This window comes from Rhizobium sp. RU33A (assembly GCF_900156055.1).
Taxonomy (GTDB): domain Bacteria; phylum Pseudomonadota; class Alphaproteobacteria; order Rhizobiales; family Rhizobiaceae; genus Allorhizobium.
In genome coordinates, this window is record NZ_FTMQ01000003.1 from 415,448 (window position 1) to 430,014 (window position 14,567).

Here is a 14,567-nt window from a genome sequence, read left to right on the forward strand (position 1 = left end):
CCGGGAGGAACGTCCATGAACCATGACACCTACCTCAACAGCTATCTCGCCGATATCCTTGCGACGGCCAAGAACGTGGCCGTCGTCGGCGCCTCGCCGGACGACAAGCGCCCCAGTCACTGGATCTCCGGCTTTCTGCTCGGCAAGGGCTATCACGTTTTCCCCGTCAATCCGCTGCATCGCGGCGAGCGCATCCTCGGGCAGCAGGTCTACGGATCGCTGGCGGAGATCCGGGAACCGGTTCATCTCGTCGATGTCTTCCGCCGCACGGAATGCCTGGCGGGCATCGTCAACGAGGTCCTGGCAATGTCGCCCCGGCCCTTCGCGATCTGGTGTCAGCTCGGCATCCGGGATGATGCGGCGGCCGAAAAGGCAGAGGCAGCAGGCATCAGCATGGTCATGAACCGCGCGCTGGTCTCTGAATACCCACTTGTCTATGAGCGGCTGCATCCGGGCTCGGCGCAAGGTCATGCAGCCTGATACGCTCCGGCGCTTCAGAAGCGGATGATCGGTTTTCCGAACCCGAATCGACGCGTCTCGGGATCGTAGTCCTGGCAGTTGAGCACTGGGCACCGGGCGGCATCGCGTGTCGGCACATAGGCACGCTCGGCATATTCATGCGGATCGCACATGGCGCTGCGCGTGACGTAGCGGTCGTAGAGCGTCATGCCTTTCACGCGCGTCGACGGGTAGCGCAGAATAACCGCGCCTTCGTTCAGGACGCGCTGCCGGACCTGGTCGCAGGTAAGCGCAGTGGAGTTGTAGCGCGAAATCGCGAGTGCTGGCTGAGCAAGCAGCAGGGCTGCGATGGTCGTGATGGCAAGCTGTGTCGGGCGCATGGCGGTCCTCCTTGAGACGGCAGATCAACGTGTGGCCGGGCAGGGCGGTTCCGCCTTGTTGTCGACGACGGCCACACCATTTAATCCTGATCTACCGAAATGAGGAGACTGAGATGGCCGATCACGATCACTACACTGCAGAGGACCTGCGGGACATCCTCGGAAACGTTCGAACGATCGCGTTGCTCGGCGCGTCTCCAAAGCCGGATCGCCCGAGTTTCGGCGTCATGCGTTTTCTGCTGTCGAAGGGCTACACTGTGTATCCGGTCAATCCAGGCCAGGCCGGCAAGGAAATCCTCGGCCAGCATGTCTACGCCACAATGGCTGATATTCCAGAGGCGATCGACATGGTCGACGTCTTCCGCGCTCCGGAATATCTCGGCGAGGTGGTGACGGAGGCACTTGCTCTGCCCAGCCGCCCCAGGGTGATCTGGGGCCAGCTCTCCGTGCGTGACGACAAAGCCGTCAAGCCGGCCGAAGAGGCTGGCATCCGCGTGGTCATGGACCGTTGCCCTGCGATCGAAATCCCCAGGCTCGGCCTATAGGACTCAAGCCCCGACCAGCAGGTCCGGATTGGCGCGCAGCGCGTTCAGCGTATCGGCATTGCCGCAATACTCAACAAAGGTCCGCTCGGCCTGGCCCTGATGCAGATGTGCCCGGCAGGTATCCTTGGACGAACACTGCGCACAGGTCACCTGCATGTCGCGAAAGAGGCGACGCATGCGGCACTCCACCTCTGCGGGATCTATGTTCAGGGCCCGCATCATGGCCGGCATTTCATCGGCGGCATGCGGGCCTGCCTTAACGAGCGCCAGCAACTGATGGGTGCTGATGCCGCAGTCGTCTGCGAGCGCATCGACTTCGGCATCGGATAAGGCGGCCAGCATGTTGCCTTCATTGGCGGTTTTAAAGCCCTGGGCGAACCAGGAAAGAAGCTGCTGCACGGTTTGGCGGACCGGATCGGTGATCGTCAGTGTCATGGGGGCTCTCCTTCGACTGGAAAGCAGCATGCCAGTGCGGCACGTGCCCGCATTGACCTCGATCAAGTATGAATTTCCCGATCACTGCCGCACTTTGGAATAATCCGGGCTGACATCGGGCGGCGACCGATTATGATCCGGCCCGAAGTCACATAGGGAGGACCAAATAATGTCGGAGAACAATCCGGGTTTCGCCACGCTCGCCATCCATGCCGGTGCCCAGCCGGACCCCACCACGGGCGCCCGCATCACGCCGATCTACCAGACGACGGCTTACGTCTTCAACGACTCGGACCACGCCGCAAATCTCTTTGCCCTCAAAGAATTTGGCAATATCTACTCCCGCATCATGAACCCCACCCAGGGCGTTCTGGAAGAGCGGATTGCGGCGCTGGAAGGCGGCACGGCAGCACTTGCGGTTGCTTCCGGTCATGCAGCCCAGCTCCTGATCTTCCACTCGCTGATGCAGCCCGGCGACAACTTCGTTGCGGCGAAGAAGCTCTATGGTGGCTCGATCAACCAGTTTGGCCATGCCTTCAAGAATTTCGGCTGGCAGGTCCGCTGGGCCGATCCCGCCGATCCGGAAAGTTTCGCTGCTCAGATCGATGACAAGACCAAGGCCGTCTACATCGAAAGCCTGGCAAACCCTGGCGGCACCTTCGTCGATATCGAAGCCATTGCCGAAGTCGCCCATCGACACGGTCTGCCGCTGATCGTCGACAACACCATGGCGAGCCCCTACCTCATCCGCCCGCTGGAGCATGGCGCCGACATCATCGTGCATTCCGTCACCAAGTTCCTTGGCGGCCACGGCAATTCCATGGGCGGCGTCATCGTCGATGGCGGCACTTTCGACTGGTCGGCCAAGCCGGGCAAATACCCGATGCTGTCGGAGCCGCGCCCCGAATACAACGGGGTCGTCCTGCACCAGGCCTTCGGTAATTTCGCCTTCGCGATCGCGTGCCGCGTCCTCGGCCTGCGTGACCTTGGGCCGGCCATTGCGCCCATGAACGCCTTCCTCCTGTTGACCGGCATCGAAACCCTGCCGCTGCGCATGCAGCGCCACTGCGACAATGCCATGAAGGTCGCGACGTGGCTGAAGAGCCATCCGAAGGTTGAATGGGTGAACTATTCGGGCCTGTCCGACGACCCGAACAATGCGCTCCAGAAGCGTTACTCGCCGAAGGGCGCAGGATCCGTCTTCACCTTCGGCATCAAGGGCGGACTTGAAGCCGGCAAAGCGCTGGTCGGCGGCCTGAAGCTCTTCTCGCACCTGGCCAACATCGGTGACACCCGTTCGCTGATCATCCATCCGGCGTCGACCACCCATGCGCAGCTCTCGGAAGCCCAGCAGATCGCAGCCGGTGCCGGACCTGACGTCGTGCGCCTGTCGATCGGCATCGAAGACGCCGAAGACATCATCGCTGATCTCGAGCAGGCGCTGGCCTCGGCCTGATCTGTCCTTAGAGCGGCGGTGCAAAACACCGCCGCTCGTTTACCTGGAGACCATGATGAGCCTGTCCCTGCCATTCGATCCCTCCACCGTCACGCCGGAAGAGGGCGCTCCCGCCGCCGATCGGCTGATTTCGGGCGACCCGCGTTTCACCACCTGGAACATCGAGGAAGCGGACGGTGGCATCTATGCCGGTATCTGGCAGTCGACGCCGGGCAAGTGGCGGATCGTCTACGATGAATGGGAATACTTCCACATTCTCGAAGGGCACTCTGTCGTGACCGAGGACGGCGGCGAGCCGATCCATCTGAGGGCCGGCGACCGCCTCATCCTCAGACCCGGGTTCAAGGGAACCTGGGAAGTCCTTGAAACGACTCGCAAGGATTATGTCATCCGGCTCTGAAGGGGATGGTGTTCCTGGCGTCTGATGTGCGGCAGGTCACTGACGGTCGATCAACGGTCGAGCTAGGAGGCTGCCATCATCTTGCAGCGCCGGGTCCCAGCATGAACATGTTTCGCATCGCCCTCATCGTCATTGTCGGGCTTTTTATCATCGTTGGTGGCCGCTGGTATGTCTATGTCAGCAACACCAGCAGCCCCTACGATGAAGTCGGAATCGAGATCAACAGCCGCCTTCCGCACGTTCTTCGCAAATGGGGATGCGATCGGCTGCAGCAGTCCTTCCCGAACAGTGTCCCGCCCTACGGTTGCGGCGCGCCGGATAGCCGGAGCTGGATCTGACCGACTGCGCGCGGACTATTAGGTCATCAGCCCGCTTTCAGACGAACCGCTGCCGACTCGTGCTCGGCGGCCATGGCGGCATCGTCGGCGGACACCTTCTGAACACTAGCTCTACCGTCGATGCGGGCCATATAGGCCTGAAACGCCGGGCGTGCCTCGACAAGGCCGAACATCGTCGTCCAGCGCAGCGCGATCCCCCAGAGCAGGTCCGCTGCCGTGAAGCGCTCGCCGAGCAGGTAAGGGCCTGTCTTGAGCGCTTGCTCCAGCATGTCGATCAGCGACTCGTAGCTGGAATAGGGCGTCTCGTTCATCGACCCCGGCTCGCGTTTCATGAAGCGATCGACCACTGCCGGTTCGAAGCAACTGCCATAGATGAAGAGCCAGCGGAGATAAGCGCCGCGATCCGGATCCGTGAGGGCAGGGGCGAGGCCCGCTTCGGGGAAGAGATCTGCGAGATAAAGGTAGATGGCGCCCTGTTCGGTGACGAGCGTGTCGCCGACGGTCACAGCCGGCACCTTGCCGAGCGGGTTGATCGCCAGATAGGCCGGCTGCCGCTGCTCTCCCGCCTTCATGTTCAAAACATGCATGGCGTACGGCACCTTCAGTTCCTCGAGCAGAACGCGTACGCCCGTGGCACGGGTCTGGGGCGAGTAGAAGAGGGTGATCGGCTGGTTCTTGGTCATCGTGTGTCTCCCTTTGAAATGCACCACGCCATGAAGGCGTTGAAAGGAGAATGCGCCGGCATACCTGTCAGATTATGTCAGGTTGGTTTAGCATAATCGTCGAAACGAGGATTTTTCGATGCGGGCGAGCCGGCTCATCAACATACTGACGACGCTGCAAGCCAAGGGATTGGTCACTGCCGAGGCGCTGGCAGAGGAAAACGACGTCTCGGTGCGCACCATCTACCGCGACATCGATGCCCTCTCGCTGTCAGGTATTCCCGTTTATAGCGAACGCGGCTCCGACGGTGGCTACCGCCTGCTGGACGGGTACCGCGTCCGTCTGAATGGCCTCACGCCTGCCGAGGCGGAAGCCATGTTTCTGTCCGGTATTCCGGGTGCCGCTGCCGATCTTGGCCTCGGCTCCCTGATGGCCGGCGCCCAGAAAAAGCTCACCGCCGCCTTGCCGGAGGATCTGCGTGAAAGCGCGCGGCGCATGCAGTCGAAGTTTCATCTCGATGCACCCGCCTGGCTCGCCGAGGGTGAGCAGCCCGTCTATCTCCAGGCCATTGCGGACGCGGTCTGGAATTCCAAGCGCATCCGCATGCGCTATCGCTCCTGGAACGCGGAGAAGAACCGCGTCGCCGAACCGCTCGGCATCGTGATGAAAGGCGGCGCCTGGTATCTCGTGGCGCGAGTCGACGACACACTGCGGACCTATCGCATCTCACGAGTCTTGGACCTGATCGTCACCGAAGAGCGCTTCGACTGGCCGAGGGACTTCGATCTCGCTGAATACTGGAACGAAAACACGCGTCGGCTTGAACTGGAACTCTACCCAAACTGGGCGACCATCCGTCTATCACCCTGGGGCCTGAAGGAAATCGAGCACATGGCGCCGCCTTACGTCCGGGCCAACCTCGAATTCGTCGGCGAACCCGACGAGAGCGGCTGGCGCACGGTCCGGCTACCCGTGGCACATGAACGCATGGCCGTGTCGGAAATGCTGAAGCTGGGAACGGAAGCCGAGGTCCTCGACCCGCCAGATCTGCGTCTCGCCATGCGTCAGGCCGTTGAAGCCCTGACGGCCCGCTATGCCGACGCAGCCGACCTCACCAGGTAAGGTCGAGGCGCTCCAGCCCGTGGAAATGATAGACGTCCTTGACGGTAGGTGTCTCTGCAATCTTCAGCCCTGGCAGCCGCTTGAAGAGCAGCGGCAGCACGATGTTGAGCTCGAGCCTGGCGAGCGGCGCGCCGATGCAGAAATGGATGCCGGCCCCGAAGGAGAGGTTGGCGCCTTCGTCACGCGATGGCTTGAAGGTCAGCGGCTCCGGGAATTTCTGCGGATCGAGATTGGCAGCCGCCAGGATCAGGCTCACCTTGTCGCCGCGCTTGAAAGACACGCCATCGATTTCGCAGGGCTCCAGGCACCAGCGCTGGAAGATATGCACCGGCGCGCAGATCCGAAGCGTCTCTTCGACGGTCCGTTCGGTTGTCTTCTGGTCAGAAAACAGGGTCGACGGATCGGTGCCGCTGTCGAGGATCACGCGAACCGAATTGCCGATCTGATGCACGGTCGCCTCGTGGCCGGCATTCAAGAGCACGATGGTCGTCGAGATCAGCTCGTCCTCGGTGAGGAATTGCCCCTTGTGCTCGGTGTGGATCATGTGGCTCAGGAGATCGTCGCGCGGATCGGCGCGGCGCTCTGCGATCACTTCGCGTACATAGTCCGCGAATTCCTTGGCCGAGCGATCCGCGGCCTCTTCGTCGGCCCGGGTCCGCTTGAACATGTACATGCCGACATAGTCGTGGCTCCATTTGAGGAGCTGCGGGCCCATTTCTTCGGGAATGCCGATCATCCGAGCGATCATCGTGACCGGGATGATGTCGGCAAAGGTCGACAGCAGCTCTGTCTTGCCATCCTTCTCGAAGCCGTCGATCAACCGGTTCGCAAGCTCTTCGATCTCCGGCGTCATCTTCTCGACGTGGCGCGAAACGAAGGCACGGTTGACGAGCGTGCGAAGCCGTGTGTGCTCCGGCGGCTCGAGCTCGAGCAGCGAACGCTCCTCAGCCTTGTCGAAGTGCCGTGTGTGCTCCGCCGGTTCCGGCATGCCGAGCTCCTCGCGCGTCGCGATATGCAGGATCTGACGGCCAAACCGGCGGTCGCGCAAAAGCGCGTTTACAGGATCATAGCCGGTGAAGAACCATTGCTTCTGTTCCTCCCAATAGAAGGTGGGACAGCTGGCGTGCAGCGCCGCATAGGTCCTGTTCGGATCGCTGTAGAAGGCGGGGTCGCGAGCATTGAGGGAGACCCGGCGGGTAGCGGGGTCGATGGAAAGGAAGGGTGTCTGTGTCATGTGTTCTGTTTATCCTTTGCGTTCCCGCACGCAAGGGGAGGCGGATGTGCTCAGTCATCCAGCTTGTGGGCAACGGCGGAGATGCGTTTCAGGATGGCGACCTGACGATCCGCCTGGCGGTCGACTTCTTCTTGAGGGCTGTCTTCGCGCACCGGCGGTACGGTCACCGTCCTGTCGCCCGAGCGCAGCGAGGTCCGGTTTCGCCCTTGCGCCTTTGCCGTGTAGAGCGCGATATCGGCTTCCGACAGGAGTTGTTCGAGATCGGCCCTGTGTCGAGGGCTGACCGAGATGCCGACACTCGTCGTCACCGAGATCATCTCCTGGCCTGTCGGAATGGTGCGGTCCGCAAGCGCAAGGCGTACGGTCTCGGCAAACAGCGCCGCATCCCTCGGCTCCGATATCGCCAGAACGGCGGCGAATTCCTCTCCGCCGGTGCGGGCGAAGACCGCCCTTTGCGGCAGAAGCGATCGGCAGACATCTGCGAATTCCTGCAGGACCCGGTCGCCGATCGAATGCCCGTGCCGGTCGTTGATCTGCTTGAAATGGTCGAGATCGAATATTAGCACCCCGAGTGCGTCGAGCGGCGAACTCTCGACCAGCCCCTGATAGGCCTCGGCAAAACCGCGCCGGTTGAGCGCCCCCGTCAGGGGATCGGTCCTGACAAGCGTCTGCAACTGCTCCTGTGAGCGATCCATGGTGATTTTGGCCAGAATGATGACCGAGGTAATGAAGCCGATGACGGCGATGGTGCCCATCCACACGCCGAAGATATTGTCGGCAAAGCTCAGCGGGCGCTGCAAGAGAACAAAAATGGCATAGGCCAATCCGGCGCAGGCCTGGCTGCCCCAGGTGGCGATCAGGAAGATGCGGTAGCGGCCAGAGCTGAAGCGCGCGCGCGCCGCGATCATCGCAAGCATGGCAAAGCCGATCGACGCTCCGACGTGATAGAGCGAGACCCGTAGGGCGAACTCGTCACGGACGACCGGAACCAGAATGCCGACGATCCACACCAGCGGCGGTAACCACACCAGACGAGGAGCCGGACGGTGGTCCAGCGCTGCGAGTCCCTTTGCCCACAGGCTGAAGCCCAAAAGCGAGACGGCGTTTGCCACCTGGATCGAAATGGCGTCGGGGATCTGATCGCGCAGCGCGACAAGGCCGAGCCCGCTTGCATGCAGGAGAAACCCGAGCCCGAACCAAAGGAAATGTTTCTGCTCGCGGCCATGCAGCCAGATGGCCAGGAGCAGAATCGCCAGCGTGTTGGCCTGGATGACCCACAGCAAAAACGCAGTCTTCACGTCGATCACGATACAATTCCTGAAATGAATTCGGCAGATTATCGATCAAGAATGGCGCAAGCAGGTTAAGCAGTCACTATAAAAACCCGCGGGATCTGAGGGTCTTTCCGGCGCGACCGGTTACGAGACTTACCGAAATTTCACCATGTTAGCTATTTCTTGTGCATCGCTGTGACATGGTTGCTCTCTAACAGGAGGGCATGCACCGGAAACGCAGGATCTCCAGTGCTGAGCGCAATCCGACCATTAAGGATATCCCGTCCTCGTGTCTTGAATGTCTGGGTGCGGACACTCTATGTAGGGATTGACAAAGATTACGTGATTCCCGCCACGGCATGTGCCGGGGAGAGGCTGAAAAGGACCGACATGAGAAATCCCGTTGATACCGCTCTCGCTCTGGTGCCGATGGTCGTCGAACAGACCAATCGTGGCGAGCGCTCCTACGACATCTTCTCCCGCCTGCTGAAGGAACGGATCATTTTCCTGACGGGCCCGGTCGAAGACACCATGGCCTCGCTCGTCTGCGCCCAGCTTCTCTTCCTCGAAGCCGAGAACCCGAAGAAGGAAATCGCCATCTACATCAATTCGCCGGGCGGTGTCGTCACCTCCGGCATGGCGATCTACGACACGATGCAGTTCATCCGTCCGGCCGTGTCGACGCTTTGCATCGGCCAGGCCGCGTCGATGGGCTCGCTGCTGCTCGCGGCTGGCGAAAAGGGCATGCGCTTTGCCACCCCGAACTCGCGGATCATGGTTCACCAGCCTTCCGGCGGCTTCCAGGGGCAGGCCTCCGACATCGAGCGCCATGCTCGTGACATCATTAAGATGAAGCGTCGCCTGAACGAGGTCTATGTCAAGCACACCGGCAAGACATATGACGAAGTCGAGAATACGCTTGATCGTGACCACTTCATGGAATCGAGCGAAGCCAAGGACTGGGGTATCATCGACCGCATCCTGACCTCGCGTGCCGAAATGGAAGGCGTTGCGCCGTCGGCCTGATCCACGCAAGCCATATGCCGGCATCGGGTCGATGCCGGCAGACGTGATGGCAGGCGGGGTTTAAAGTCGGCGCAAAAGCGCTAATAGTAAGATTAAGGCTATGTTGAATCTTTGTGACATAGTCTGCCGAGACTGAGAGTTTTCGTTGCCGCCGCTCCGACACGGTCGGATCGGCTAGTAGCTCCGGATCGGAAGAGGTTTCCACCAAAGGCGGCGGTGGAAGCTGAACAGTGTGAGTGACCGCCCTGCCGTGACTGCGGTGGCGCGGCGTGCTGGAAGGATAAAGACATGAGCAAAGTCAGCGGAAGCAACGGCGGTGACTCCAAGAATACCCTTTATTGTTCCTTCTGCGGCAAGAGCCAGCACGAGGTCCGCAAGCTGATTGCCGGACCGACGGTGTTCATCTGTGATGAATGCGTCGAACTCTGCATGGATATCATCCGCGAAGAGAACAAGTCTTCGATGGTCAAGTCTCGTGACGGCGTTCCCACGCCGCAGGACATCATCAAGATCCTCGACGAATACGTGATCGGTCAAAAGCAGGCGAAGAAGATCCTCGCTGTGGCCGTGCACAACCACTACAAGCGCCTCTCGCACGCCTCCAAGGGCGGTGACGTTGAACTGGCGAAGTCGAACATCATGCTCGTCGGCCCGACGGGCTGCGGCAAGACCTATCTTGCCCAGACGCTCGCCCGCATCATCGACGTGCCCTTCACCATGGCGGATGCCACGACGCTGACCGAAGCCGGTTATGTCGGTGAAGACGTCGAAAACATCATCCTGAAGCTCCTGCAGTCGGCAGATTACAACGTCGAGCGCGCCCAGCGCGGCATCGTTTACATCGACGAAGTCGACAAGATCTCCCGCAAGTCGGACAATCCTTCGATCACCCGCGACGTATCGGGCGAGGGCGTCCAGCAGGCGCTTCTGAAGATCATGGAAGGCACGGTTGCCTCCGTTCCTCCGCAGGGTGGCCGCAAGCATCCGCAGCAGGAGTTCCTGCAGGTGGATACGACGAACATCCTGTTCATCTGCGGCGGCGCCTTTGCCGGCCTCGACAAGATCATCTCCGCCCGCGGCGAAAAGACCTCGATCGGTTTTGGCGCAACGGTGAAGGCGGAAGACGATCGCCGCGTCGGAGAAGTGCTGCGTGAACTCGAGCCGGAAGACCTCGTCAAGTTCGGCCTCATCCCGGAATTCATCGGTCGTCTGCCAGTCCTGGCGACGCTTGAAGATCTGGACGAAGACGCCCTGATCCAGATCCTGTCGGAGCCGAAGAACGCGCTTGTGAAGCAGTATCAGCGCCTGTTCGAGATGGAAGACGTCGAATTGTCCTTCCACGAGGACGCGCTTCGCGAGATTGCCCGCAAGGCGATCACCCGCAAGACCGGTGCCCGTGGTCTTCGGTCGATCATGGAAAAGATCCTGCTCGACACGATGTTCGAACTGCCGGAACTGGAAGGCGTTCGCGAAGTCGTCATCTCCGACGACGTCGTCAACGGCAACTCCCGCCCGCTCTACATCTATGCCGATCGCCAGGAAGAGAAGGCCAACGCCTCCGCCTGATCGGTTCGGATCGATTGCAGCGAAAAGCCCGCCCTTGTGGCGGGCTTTTCCGTTTCAGGCGATCTTTTTTGGTGCTGCCTGTGGTTATCTCCGGGGCCCTTGTCCATTTACGGTATTCCGCTGTTGTCAGGCCCGTCGATTGGGCTAGAACAGGGGCGAGTGAACGCTTGAGTTCTGCGTCGCCGTTACCGCGTATCCGCGTCCCCGATCATCCATGCGACGACCGGCTGCCTTTCTGGCGACGAAGTGACGCGCATGGTTCGCATCAGGTCCGCAATGTAGTGTGAAAGTGGGCAGGTTCTGTCATGCTGATGTCACAGATTCGGCGCGGGCACAGGCGGCAGGCTTGAATTGGCGGGAGCGCCACTCCACTTGTTGGAGGATCGAAAAATATGCCTGATGCCTCTTTTGGGTCGGCATGGAGTCCCGGTTTCCCCGGGACGTTTGAAAGGAAGTGAAATGACGAATACGTCAGCTGCAAACGAGGTGAACACCTATCCGGTGCTGCCTCTGCGCGACATCGTGGTGTTTCCTCACATGATCGTTCCGCTGTTCGTCGGTCGTGAAAAGTCCATTCGCGCTCTGGAAGAGGTGATGGGCTCCGACAAGCAGATCATGCTGGCCACCCAGATCAACGCAAGCGACGATGATCCGGCCCCGGACGCCATTTACGAAGTCGGTACTGTCGCCAACGTCCTGCAGCTCCTGAAGCTGCCCGACGGCACCGTGAAGGTGCTGATCGAAGGCCGTGCACGCGCCAAGGTCGAAAGCTATACCGGCCGCGAAGATTACTACGAAGCCAAGGCCAGCATCCTCGCCGAGCCGGCAGAAGATGCGGTCGAGATCGAGGCCCTGTCCCGCTCCGTGGTTTCCGAGTTTGAAAACTACGTCAAGTTGAACAAGAAGATCTCGCCTGAGGTCGTCGGCGCCGCCAGCCAGATCGAGGATTACTCGAAGCTCGCCGATACGGTCGCGTCGCATCTCTCCATCAAGATCACCGAAAAGCAGGAAATGCTGGAAACGGTGAGCGTGAAGACGCGTCTGGAAAAGGCGCTCGGCTTCATGGAAGGCGAGATCTCCGTCCTGCAGGTCGAGAAGCGCATCCGCTCGCGCGTCAAGCGCCAGATGGAGAAGACGCAGCGCGAATACTACCTCAACGAACAGATGAAGGCGATCCAGAAGGAACTCGGTGACGGCGAAGACGGCCGTGACGAGATGGCCGAACTGGAAGAGCGCATCGCCAAGACCAAGCTTTCCAAGGAAGCCAAGGAAAAGGCCGATGCCGAGCTGAAGAAGCTGCGTCACATGAGCCCGATGTCGGCGGAAGCCACCGTCGTGCGCAACTATCTCGACTGGCTGCTGGGTCTGCCCTGGGGCAAGAAGTCCAAGGTCAAGATCGACCTCAACGCGGCTGAAAAGACTCTCGATGAGGACCATTTCGGTCTCGACAAGGTCAAGGAACGCATCGTCGAATATCTGGCCGTTCAGGCGCGTGCGACGAAGCTCAAAGGCCCGATCCTCTGCCTCGTCGGTCCTCCGGGCGTCGGCAAGACATCGCTTGCCAAGTCGATCGCCAAGGCGACCGGCCGCGAATATGTGCGCATGGCACTTGGTGGCGTCCGTGACGAAGCCGAGATCCGTGGTCACCGTCGTACATATATCGGCTCTATGCCCGGCAAGATCGTGCAGTCGATGAAGAAGGCCAAGAAGTCCAACCCGCTCTTCCTGCTCGACGAGATCGACAAGATGGGCATGGACTTCCGTGGCGACCCGTCTTCGGCTCTGCTCGAGGTGCTGGATCCGGAACAGAACTCGACCTTCATGGACCACTATCTCGAAGTGGAATATGACCTGTCGAACGTCATGTTCGTGACGACCGCCAACACGCTGAACATCCCAGGTCCGCTGATGGACCGTATGGAGATCATCCGCATTGCCGGTTACACCGAGGATGAGAAGCTTGAGATCGCCAAGCGGCACCTGCTGCCGAAGGCGATCAAGGAACATGCCCTGCGGCCGGAAGAATTCTCCGTTGCAGACTCGGCGATCCTGGCGATAATCCAGCAATACACCCGCGAAGCTGGCGTTCGCTCTTTCGAACGCGAACTGATGAAGCTCGCCCGAAAGGCCGTGACCGAAATCATCAAGGGCAAGGTGACCTCGGTTGCCGTGACCGGTGAGAACATCAACGAATATCTGGGCGTCCCGCGCTTCCGCCACGGCGAAGCCGAGGGCGAAGACCAGGTGGGCGTTGTCACGGGTCTGGCCTGGACGGAAGTGGGCGGCGAACTGCTGACCATCGAAGGCGTCATGATGCCTGGCAAGGGCCGCATGACGGTCACGGGCAACCTGAAGGAAGTGATGAAAGAATCGATTTCCGCTGCGGCATCCTATGTCCGTGCACGCGCCGTCGATTTCGGCATCGAGCCTCCGCGCTTCGACAAGTCTGACATCCACGTCCACGTGCCGGAAGGCGCAACGCCGAAGGACGGTCCGTCCGCCGGTATCGCCATGGCAACCGCCATCGTCTCGATCATGACAGGCATCCCGGTTTCCAAGGATGTTGCGATGACTGGCGAAGTGACGCTTCGCGGTCGCGTTCTGCCGATTGGCGGTCTGAAGGAAAAGCTGCTCGCAGCGCTTCGTGGCGGCATCAAGAAGGTTCTGATCCCGGAAGAGAATGCCAAGGACCTGGCTGACATTCCGGACAACGTGAAGAACAACATGGAGATCATCCCCGTGTCCCGCATGGGCGAAGTGATCCGTCATGCGCTGGTTCGTGTGCCTGAACCGATTGAATGGGACGGAACCGTTGAAACGCCGGCGATTGCGGTGGCCGATGGGACCGACGAAACCGGTGCAACAGTCGCTCACTGAGGCAAATCTGCCATAAGTGAGCCACAAAGCTCCAAAACCGACAAAAAGGCTGGCATTTTTGCCAGCCTTTTTTGTGAAAAGCCGCTTAAAAGGCTTGTTTTCCGGGGCTTTCGGGTGCTTTTGAGTTGCGAAGGGCAGAAGCTTTCGTATTCTCCGCCCGACTTAATCATTTGAGTCGTTTCATACCAATCAGAAAGGGTGGAAACATGAACAAGAACGAACTCGTATCCGCGGTCGCCGAGAAGGCTGGCCTCACTAAGGCTGACGCTGCCTCTGCCGTAGATGCCGTTTTTGAAACGGTCCAGGCTGAACTGAAGAACGGCGGCGACATTCGTCTCGCTGGCTTCGGCGCCTTCACCGTCGCCCGTCGCGAAGCCTCCAAGGGCCGCAATCCGTCCACCGGCGCTGAAGTCGATATCCCGGCTCGCAACGTGCCGAAGTTCACGGCCGGCAAGGGCCTGAAGGACGCTGTCAACAGCTGATCCGTCGTGACCGTCGCCACCCTTCGGTGCCGATGGTCAGCTGACACCCTGGTTAGCCCGGCCTCTGTGCCGGGCTTTCTTTTTGCGCTCTTGCGCTGCAGCATGGGCTGTCATATTTCTGTTGTGCCGGATTGTCCGGCATTCGTTCTCAGGGCGGGGTGAAACTCCCCACCGGCGGTAAGGGGGAAACTCCAAGCCCGCGAGCGCCTGGTCTTCCGAAGGGAAGGGCAGGGTCAGCAGATCCGGTGTAACTCCGGAGCCGACGGTTAAAGTCCGGATGAAAGAGAATGAGGTCAGGCTGTGCCCTGCA

The 14,567-nt window shown here is 60.4% G+C and carries 15 protein-coding genes and 1 riboswitch; of the genes, 10 read left to right on the forward strand and 5 right to left on the reverse strand.

The window, feature by feature from the left end; translation table 11 throughout:
- The first annotated feature begins 15 nt into the window (after window positions 1–15).
- Window positions 16–480 (forward strand): CoA-binding protein, encoded by a 465-nt coding sequence (locus BW978_RS12905; protein WP_076395704.1) that lies wholly within the window; start codon window positions 16–18, stop codon window positions 478–480.
- Between the two features lie 14 nt (window positions 481–494).
- Here BW978_RS12905 and BW978_RS12910 read toward each other — a convergent pair whose 3' ends face one another.
- Window positions 495–839 (reverse strand): hypothetical protein, encoded by a 345-nt coding sequence (locus BW978_RS12910; RefSeq protein WP_054150599.1) that lies wholly within the window; start codon window positions 837–839, stop codon window positions 495–497.
- 113 nt (window positions 840–952) lie between these two features.
- Between BW978_RS12910 and BW978_RS12915 the strand changes: the two genes are divergently transcribed.
- Window positions 953–1,384, forward strand: coding sequence for a CoA-binding protein (locus BW978_RS12915; protein WP_076395706.1), 432 nt, complete (start codon window positions 953–955; stop codon window positions 1,382–1,384).
- Window positions 1,385–1,387: 3 nt separating this feature from the next.
- Here the strand turns inward: BW978_RS12915 and BW978_RS12920 are convergent, their stop codons facing one another.
- On the reverse strand, window positions 1,388–1,819 hold the full coding sequence (locus BW978_RS12920) for a DUF6455 family protein (RefSeq protein ID WP_076395708.1): 432 nt from the start codon (window positions 1,817–1,819) through the stop codon (window positions 1,388–1,390).
- A gap of 169 nt (window positions 1,820–1,988) precedes the next feature.
- Here BW978_RS12920 and BW978_RS12925 point away from each other — a divergent pair, with 169 nt between their 5' ends.
- The 3 genes from BW978_RS12925 to BW978_RS12935 all read left to right on the forward strand — a co-directional run bounded on the left by BW978_RS12925 (window position 1,989) and on the right by BW978_RS12935 (window position 4,013).
- Window positions 1,989–3,275 (forward strand): O-acetylhomoserine aminocarboxypropyltransferase, encoded by a 1,287-nt coding sequence (locus tag BW978_RS12925; RefSeq protein WP_076395710.1) that lies wholly within the window; start codon window positions 1,989–1,991, stop codon window positions 3,273–3,275.
- 55 nt (window positions 3,276–3,330) lie between these two features.
- Window positions 3,331–3,675: a cupin domain-containing protein gene (locus BW978_RS12930; protein ID WP_076395713.1), complete on the forward strand. Its 345-nt coding sequence runs from the start codon at window positions 3,331–3,333 to the stop codon at window positions 3,673–3,675.
- A 101-nt stretch (window positions 3,676–3,776) separates the two neighbouring features.
- Window positions 3,777–4,013 carry a hypothetical protein gene (locus BW978_RS12935; protein ID WP_348529165.1) on the forward strand — a complete coding sequence of 79 codons (237 nt, stop codon included), beginning with the start codon at window positions 3,777–3,779 and terminating at the stop codon, window positions 4,011–4,013.
- Window positions 4,014–4,039: 26 nt separating this feature from the next.
- Here BW978_RS12935 and BW978_RS12940 read toward each other — a convergent pair whose 3' ends face one another.
- Window positions 4,040–4,696, reverse strand: coding sequence for a glutathione S-transferase family protein (locus BW978_RS12940; RefSeq protein ID WP_076395715.1), 657 nt, complete (start codon window positions 4,694–4,696; stop codon window positions 4,040–4,042).
- A 118-nt stretch (window positions 4,697–4,814) separates the two neighbouring features.
- On the opposite strand from BW978_RS12940, the gene BW978_RS12945 reads away from it, so the two are divergent.
- Complete coding sequence (locus BW978_RS12945; protein WP_076395717.1) at window positions 4,815–5,798, forward strand: helix-turn-helix transcriptional regulator; 984 nt, start codon at window positions 4,815–4,817, stop codon at window positions 5,796–5,798.
- Here the strand turns inward: BW978_RS12945 and BW978_RS12950 are convergent.
- Window positions 5,788–7,032, reverse strand: a complete 1,245-nt coding sequence (locus tag BW978_RS12950; protein WP_076395719.1) for a cytochrome P450 — start codon at window positions 7,030–7,032, stop codon at window positions 5,788–5,790. The genes BW978_RS12945 and BW978_RS12950 overlap by 11 nt on opposite strands.
- A 50-nt stretch (window positions 7,033–7,082) precedes the next feature.
- Entirely contained in the window at window positions 7,083–8,339 is a 1,257-nt protein-coding gene (locus tag BW978_RS12955; protein ID WP_076395721.1) for a GGDEF domain-containing protein, read from the reverse strand.
- Between the two features lie 357 nt (window positions 8,340–8,696).
- On the opposite strand from BW978_RS12955, the gene BW978_RS12960 reads away from it, so the two are divergent.
- The 4 genes from BW978_RS12960 (at window position 8,697) to hupB (ending at window position 14,257) form a co-directional block, all read left to right on the forward strand.
- On the forward strand, window positions 8,697–9,332 hold the full coding sequence (locus BW978_RS12960) for an ATP-dependent Clp protease proteolytic subunit (protein WP_076395723.1): 636 nt from the start codon (window positions 8,697–8,699) through the stop codon (window positions 9,330–9,332).
- Between the two features lie 288 nt (window positions 9,333–9,620).
- The gene (clpX, locus tag BW978_RS12965; RefSeq protein WP_054150608.1) at window positions 9,621–10,898 is read left to right on the forward strand and encodes an ATP-dependent Clp protease ATP-binding subunit ClpX; all 1,278 of its coding nucleotides are present in this window, start codon (window positions 9,621–9,623) and stop codon (window positions 10,896–10,898) included.
- Between the two features lie 459 nt (window positions 10,899–11,357).
- Complete coding sequence (gene lon, locus BW978_RS12970; RefSeq protein WP_076395725.1) at window positions 11,358–13,775, forward strand: endopeptidase La; 2,418 nt, start codon at window positions 11,358–11,360, stop codon at window positions 13,773–13,775.
- 206 nt (window positions 13,776–13,981) lie between these two features.
- Window positions 13,982–14,257, forward strand: coding sequence for a DNA-binding protein HupB (gene hupB / locus BW978_RS12975; protein ID WP_006727558.1), 276 nt, complete (start codon window positions 13,982–13,984; stop codon window positions 14,255–14,257).
- Window positions 14,258–14,397: 140 nt separating this feature from the next.
- A riboswitch (FMN riboswitch) is annotated at window positions 14,398–14,550 on the forward strand.
- The last annotated feature ends 17 nt before the right edge of the window (window positions 14,551–14,567 follow it).

What these genes read in the sequence shown, in the direction of transcription:
- BW978_RS12905 (WP_076395704.1), top strand. Translation starts at nt 16, where the DNA reads ATGAACCATGACACCTACCTCAACAGCTATCTCGCCGATATCCTTGCG.
- BW978_RS12910 (WP_054150599.1), bottom strand. Translation starts at nt 839, where the DNA reads ATGCGCCCGACACAGCTTGCCATCACGACCATCGCAGCCCTGCTGCTT.
- BW978_RS12915 (WP_076395706.1), top strand. Translation starts at nt 953, where the DNA reads ATGGCCGATCACGATCACTACACTGCAGAGGACCTGCGGGACATCCTC.
- BW978_RS12920 (WP_076395708.1), bottom strand. Translation starts at nt 1,819, where the DNA reads ATGACACTGACGATCACCGATCCGGTCCGCCAAACCGTGCAGCAGCTT.
- BW978_RS12925 (WP_076395710.1), top strand. Translation starts at nt 1,989, where the DNA reads ATGTCGGAGAACAATCCGGGTTTCGCCACGCTCGCCATCCATGCCGGT.
- BW978_RS12930 (WP_076395713.1), top strand. Translation starts at nt 3,331, where the DNA reads ATGAGCCTGTCCCTGCCATTCGATCCCTCCACCGTCACGCCGGAAGAG.
- BW978_RS12935 (WP_348529165.1), top strand. Translation starts at nt 3,777, where the DNA reads ATGAACATGTTTCGCATCGCCCTCATCGTCATTGTCGGGCTTTTTATC.
- BW978_RS12940 (WP_076395715.1), bottom strand. Translation starts at nt 4,696, where the DNA reads ATGACCAAGAACCAGCCGATCACCCTCTTCTACTCGCCCCAGACCCGT.
- BW978_RS12945 (WP_076395717.1), top strand. Translation starts at nt 4,815, where the DNA reads ATGCGGGCGAGCCGGCTCATCAACATACTGACGACGCTGCAAGCCAAG.
- BW978_RS12950 (WP_076395719.1), bottom strand. Translation starts at nt 7,032, where the DNA reads ATGACACAGACACCCTTCCTTTCCATCGACCCCGCTACCCGCCGGGTC.
- BW978_RS12960 (WP_076395723.1), top strand. Translation starts at nt 8,697, where the DNA reads ATGAGAAATCCCGTTGATACCGCTCTCGCTCTGGTGCCGATGGTCGTC.
- clpX (WP_054150608.1), top strand. Translation starts at nt 9,621, where the DNA reads ATGAGCAAAGTCAGCGGAAGCAACGGCGGTGACTCCAAGAATACCCTT.
- lon (WP_076395725.1), top strand. Translation starts at nt 11,358, where the DNA reads ATGACGAATACGTCAGCTGCAAACGAGGTGAACACCTATCCGGTGCTG.
- hupB (WP_006727558.1), top strand. Translation starts at nt 13,982, where the DNA reads ATGAACAAGAACGAACTCGTATCCGCGGTCGCCGAGAAGGCTGGCCTC.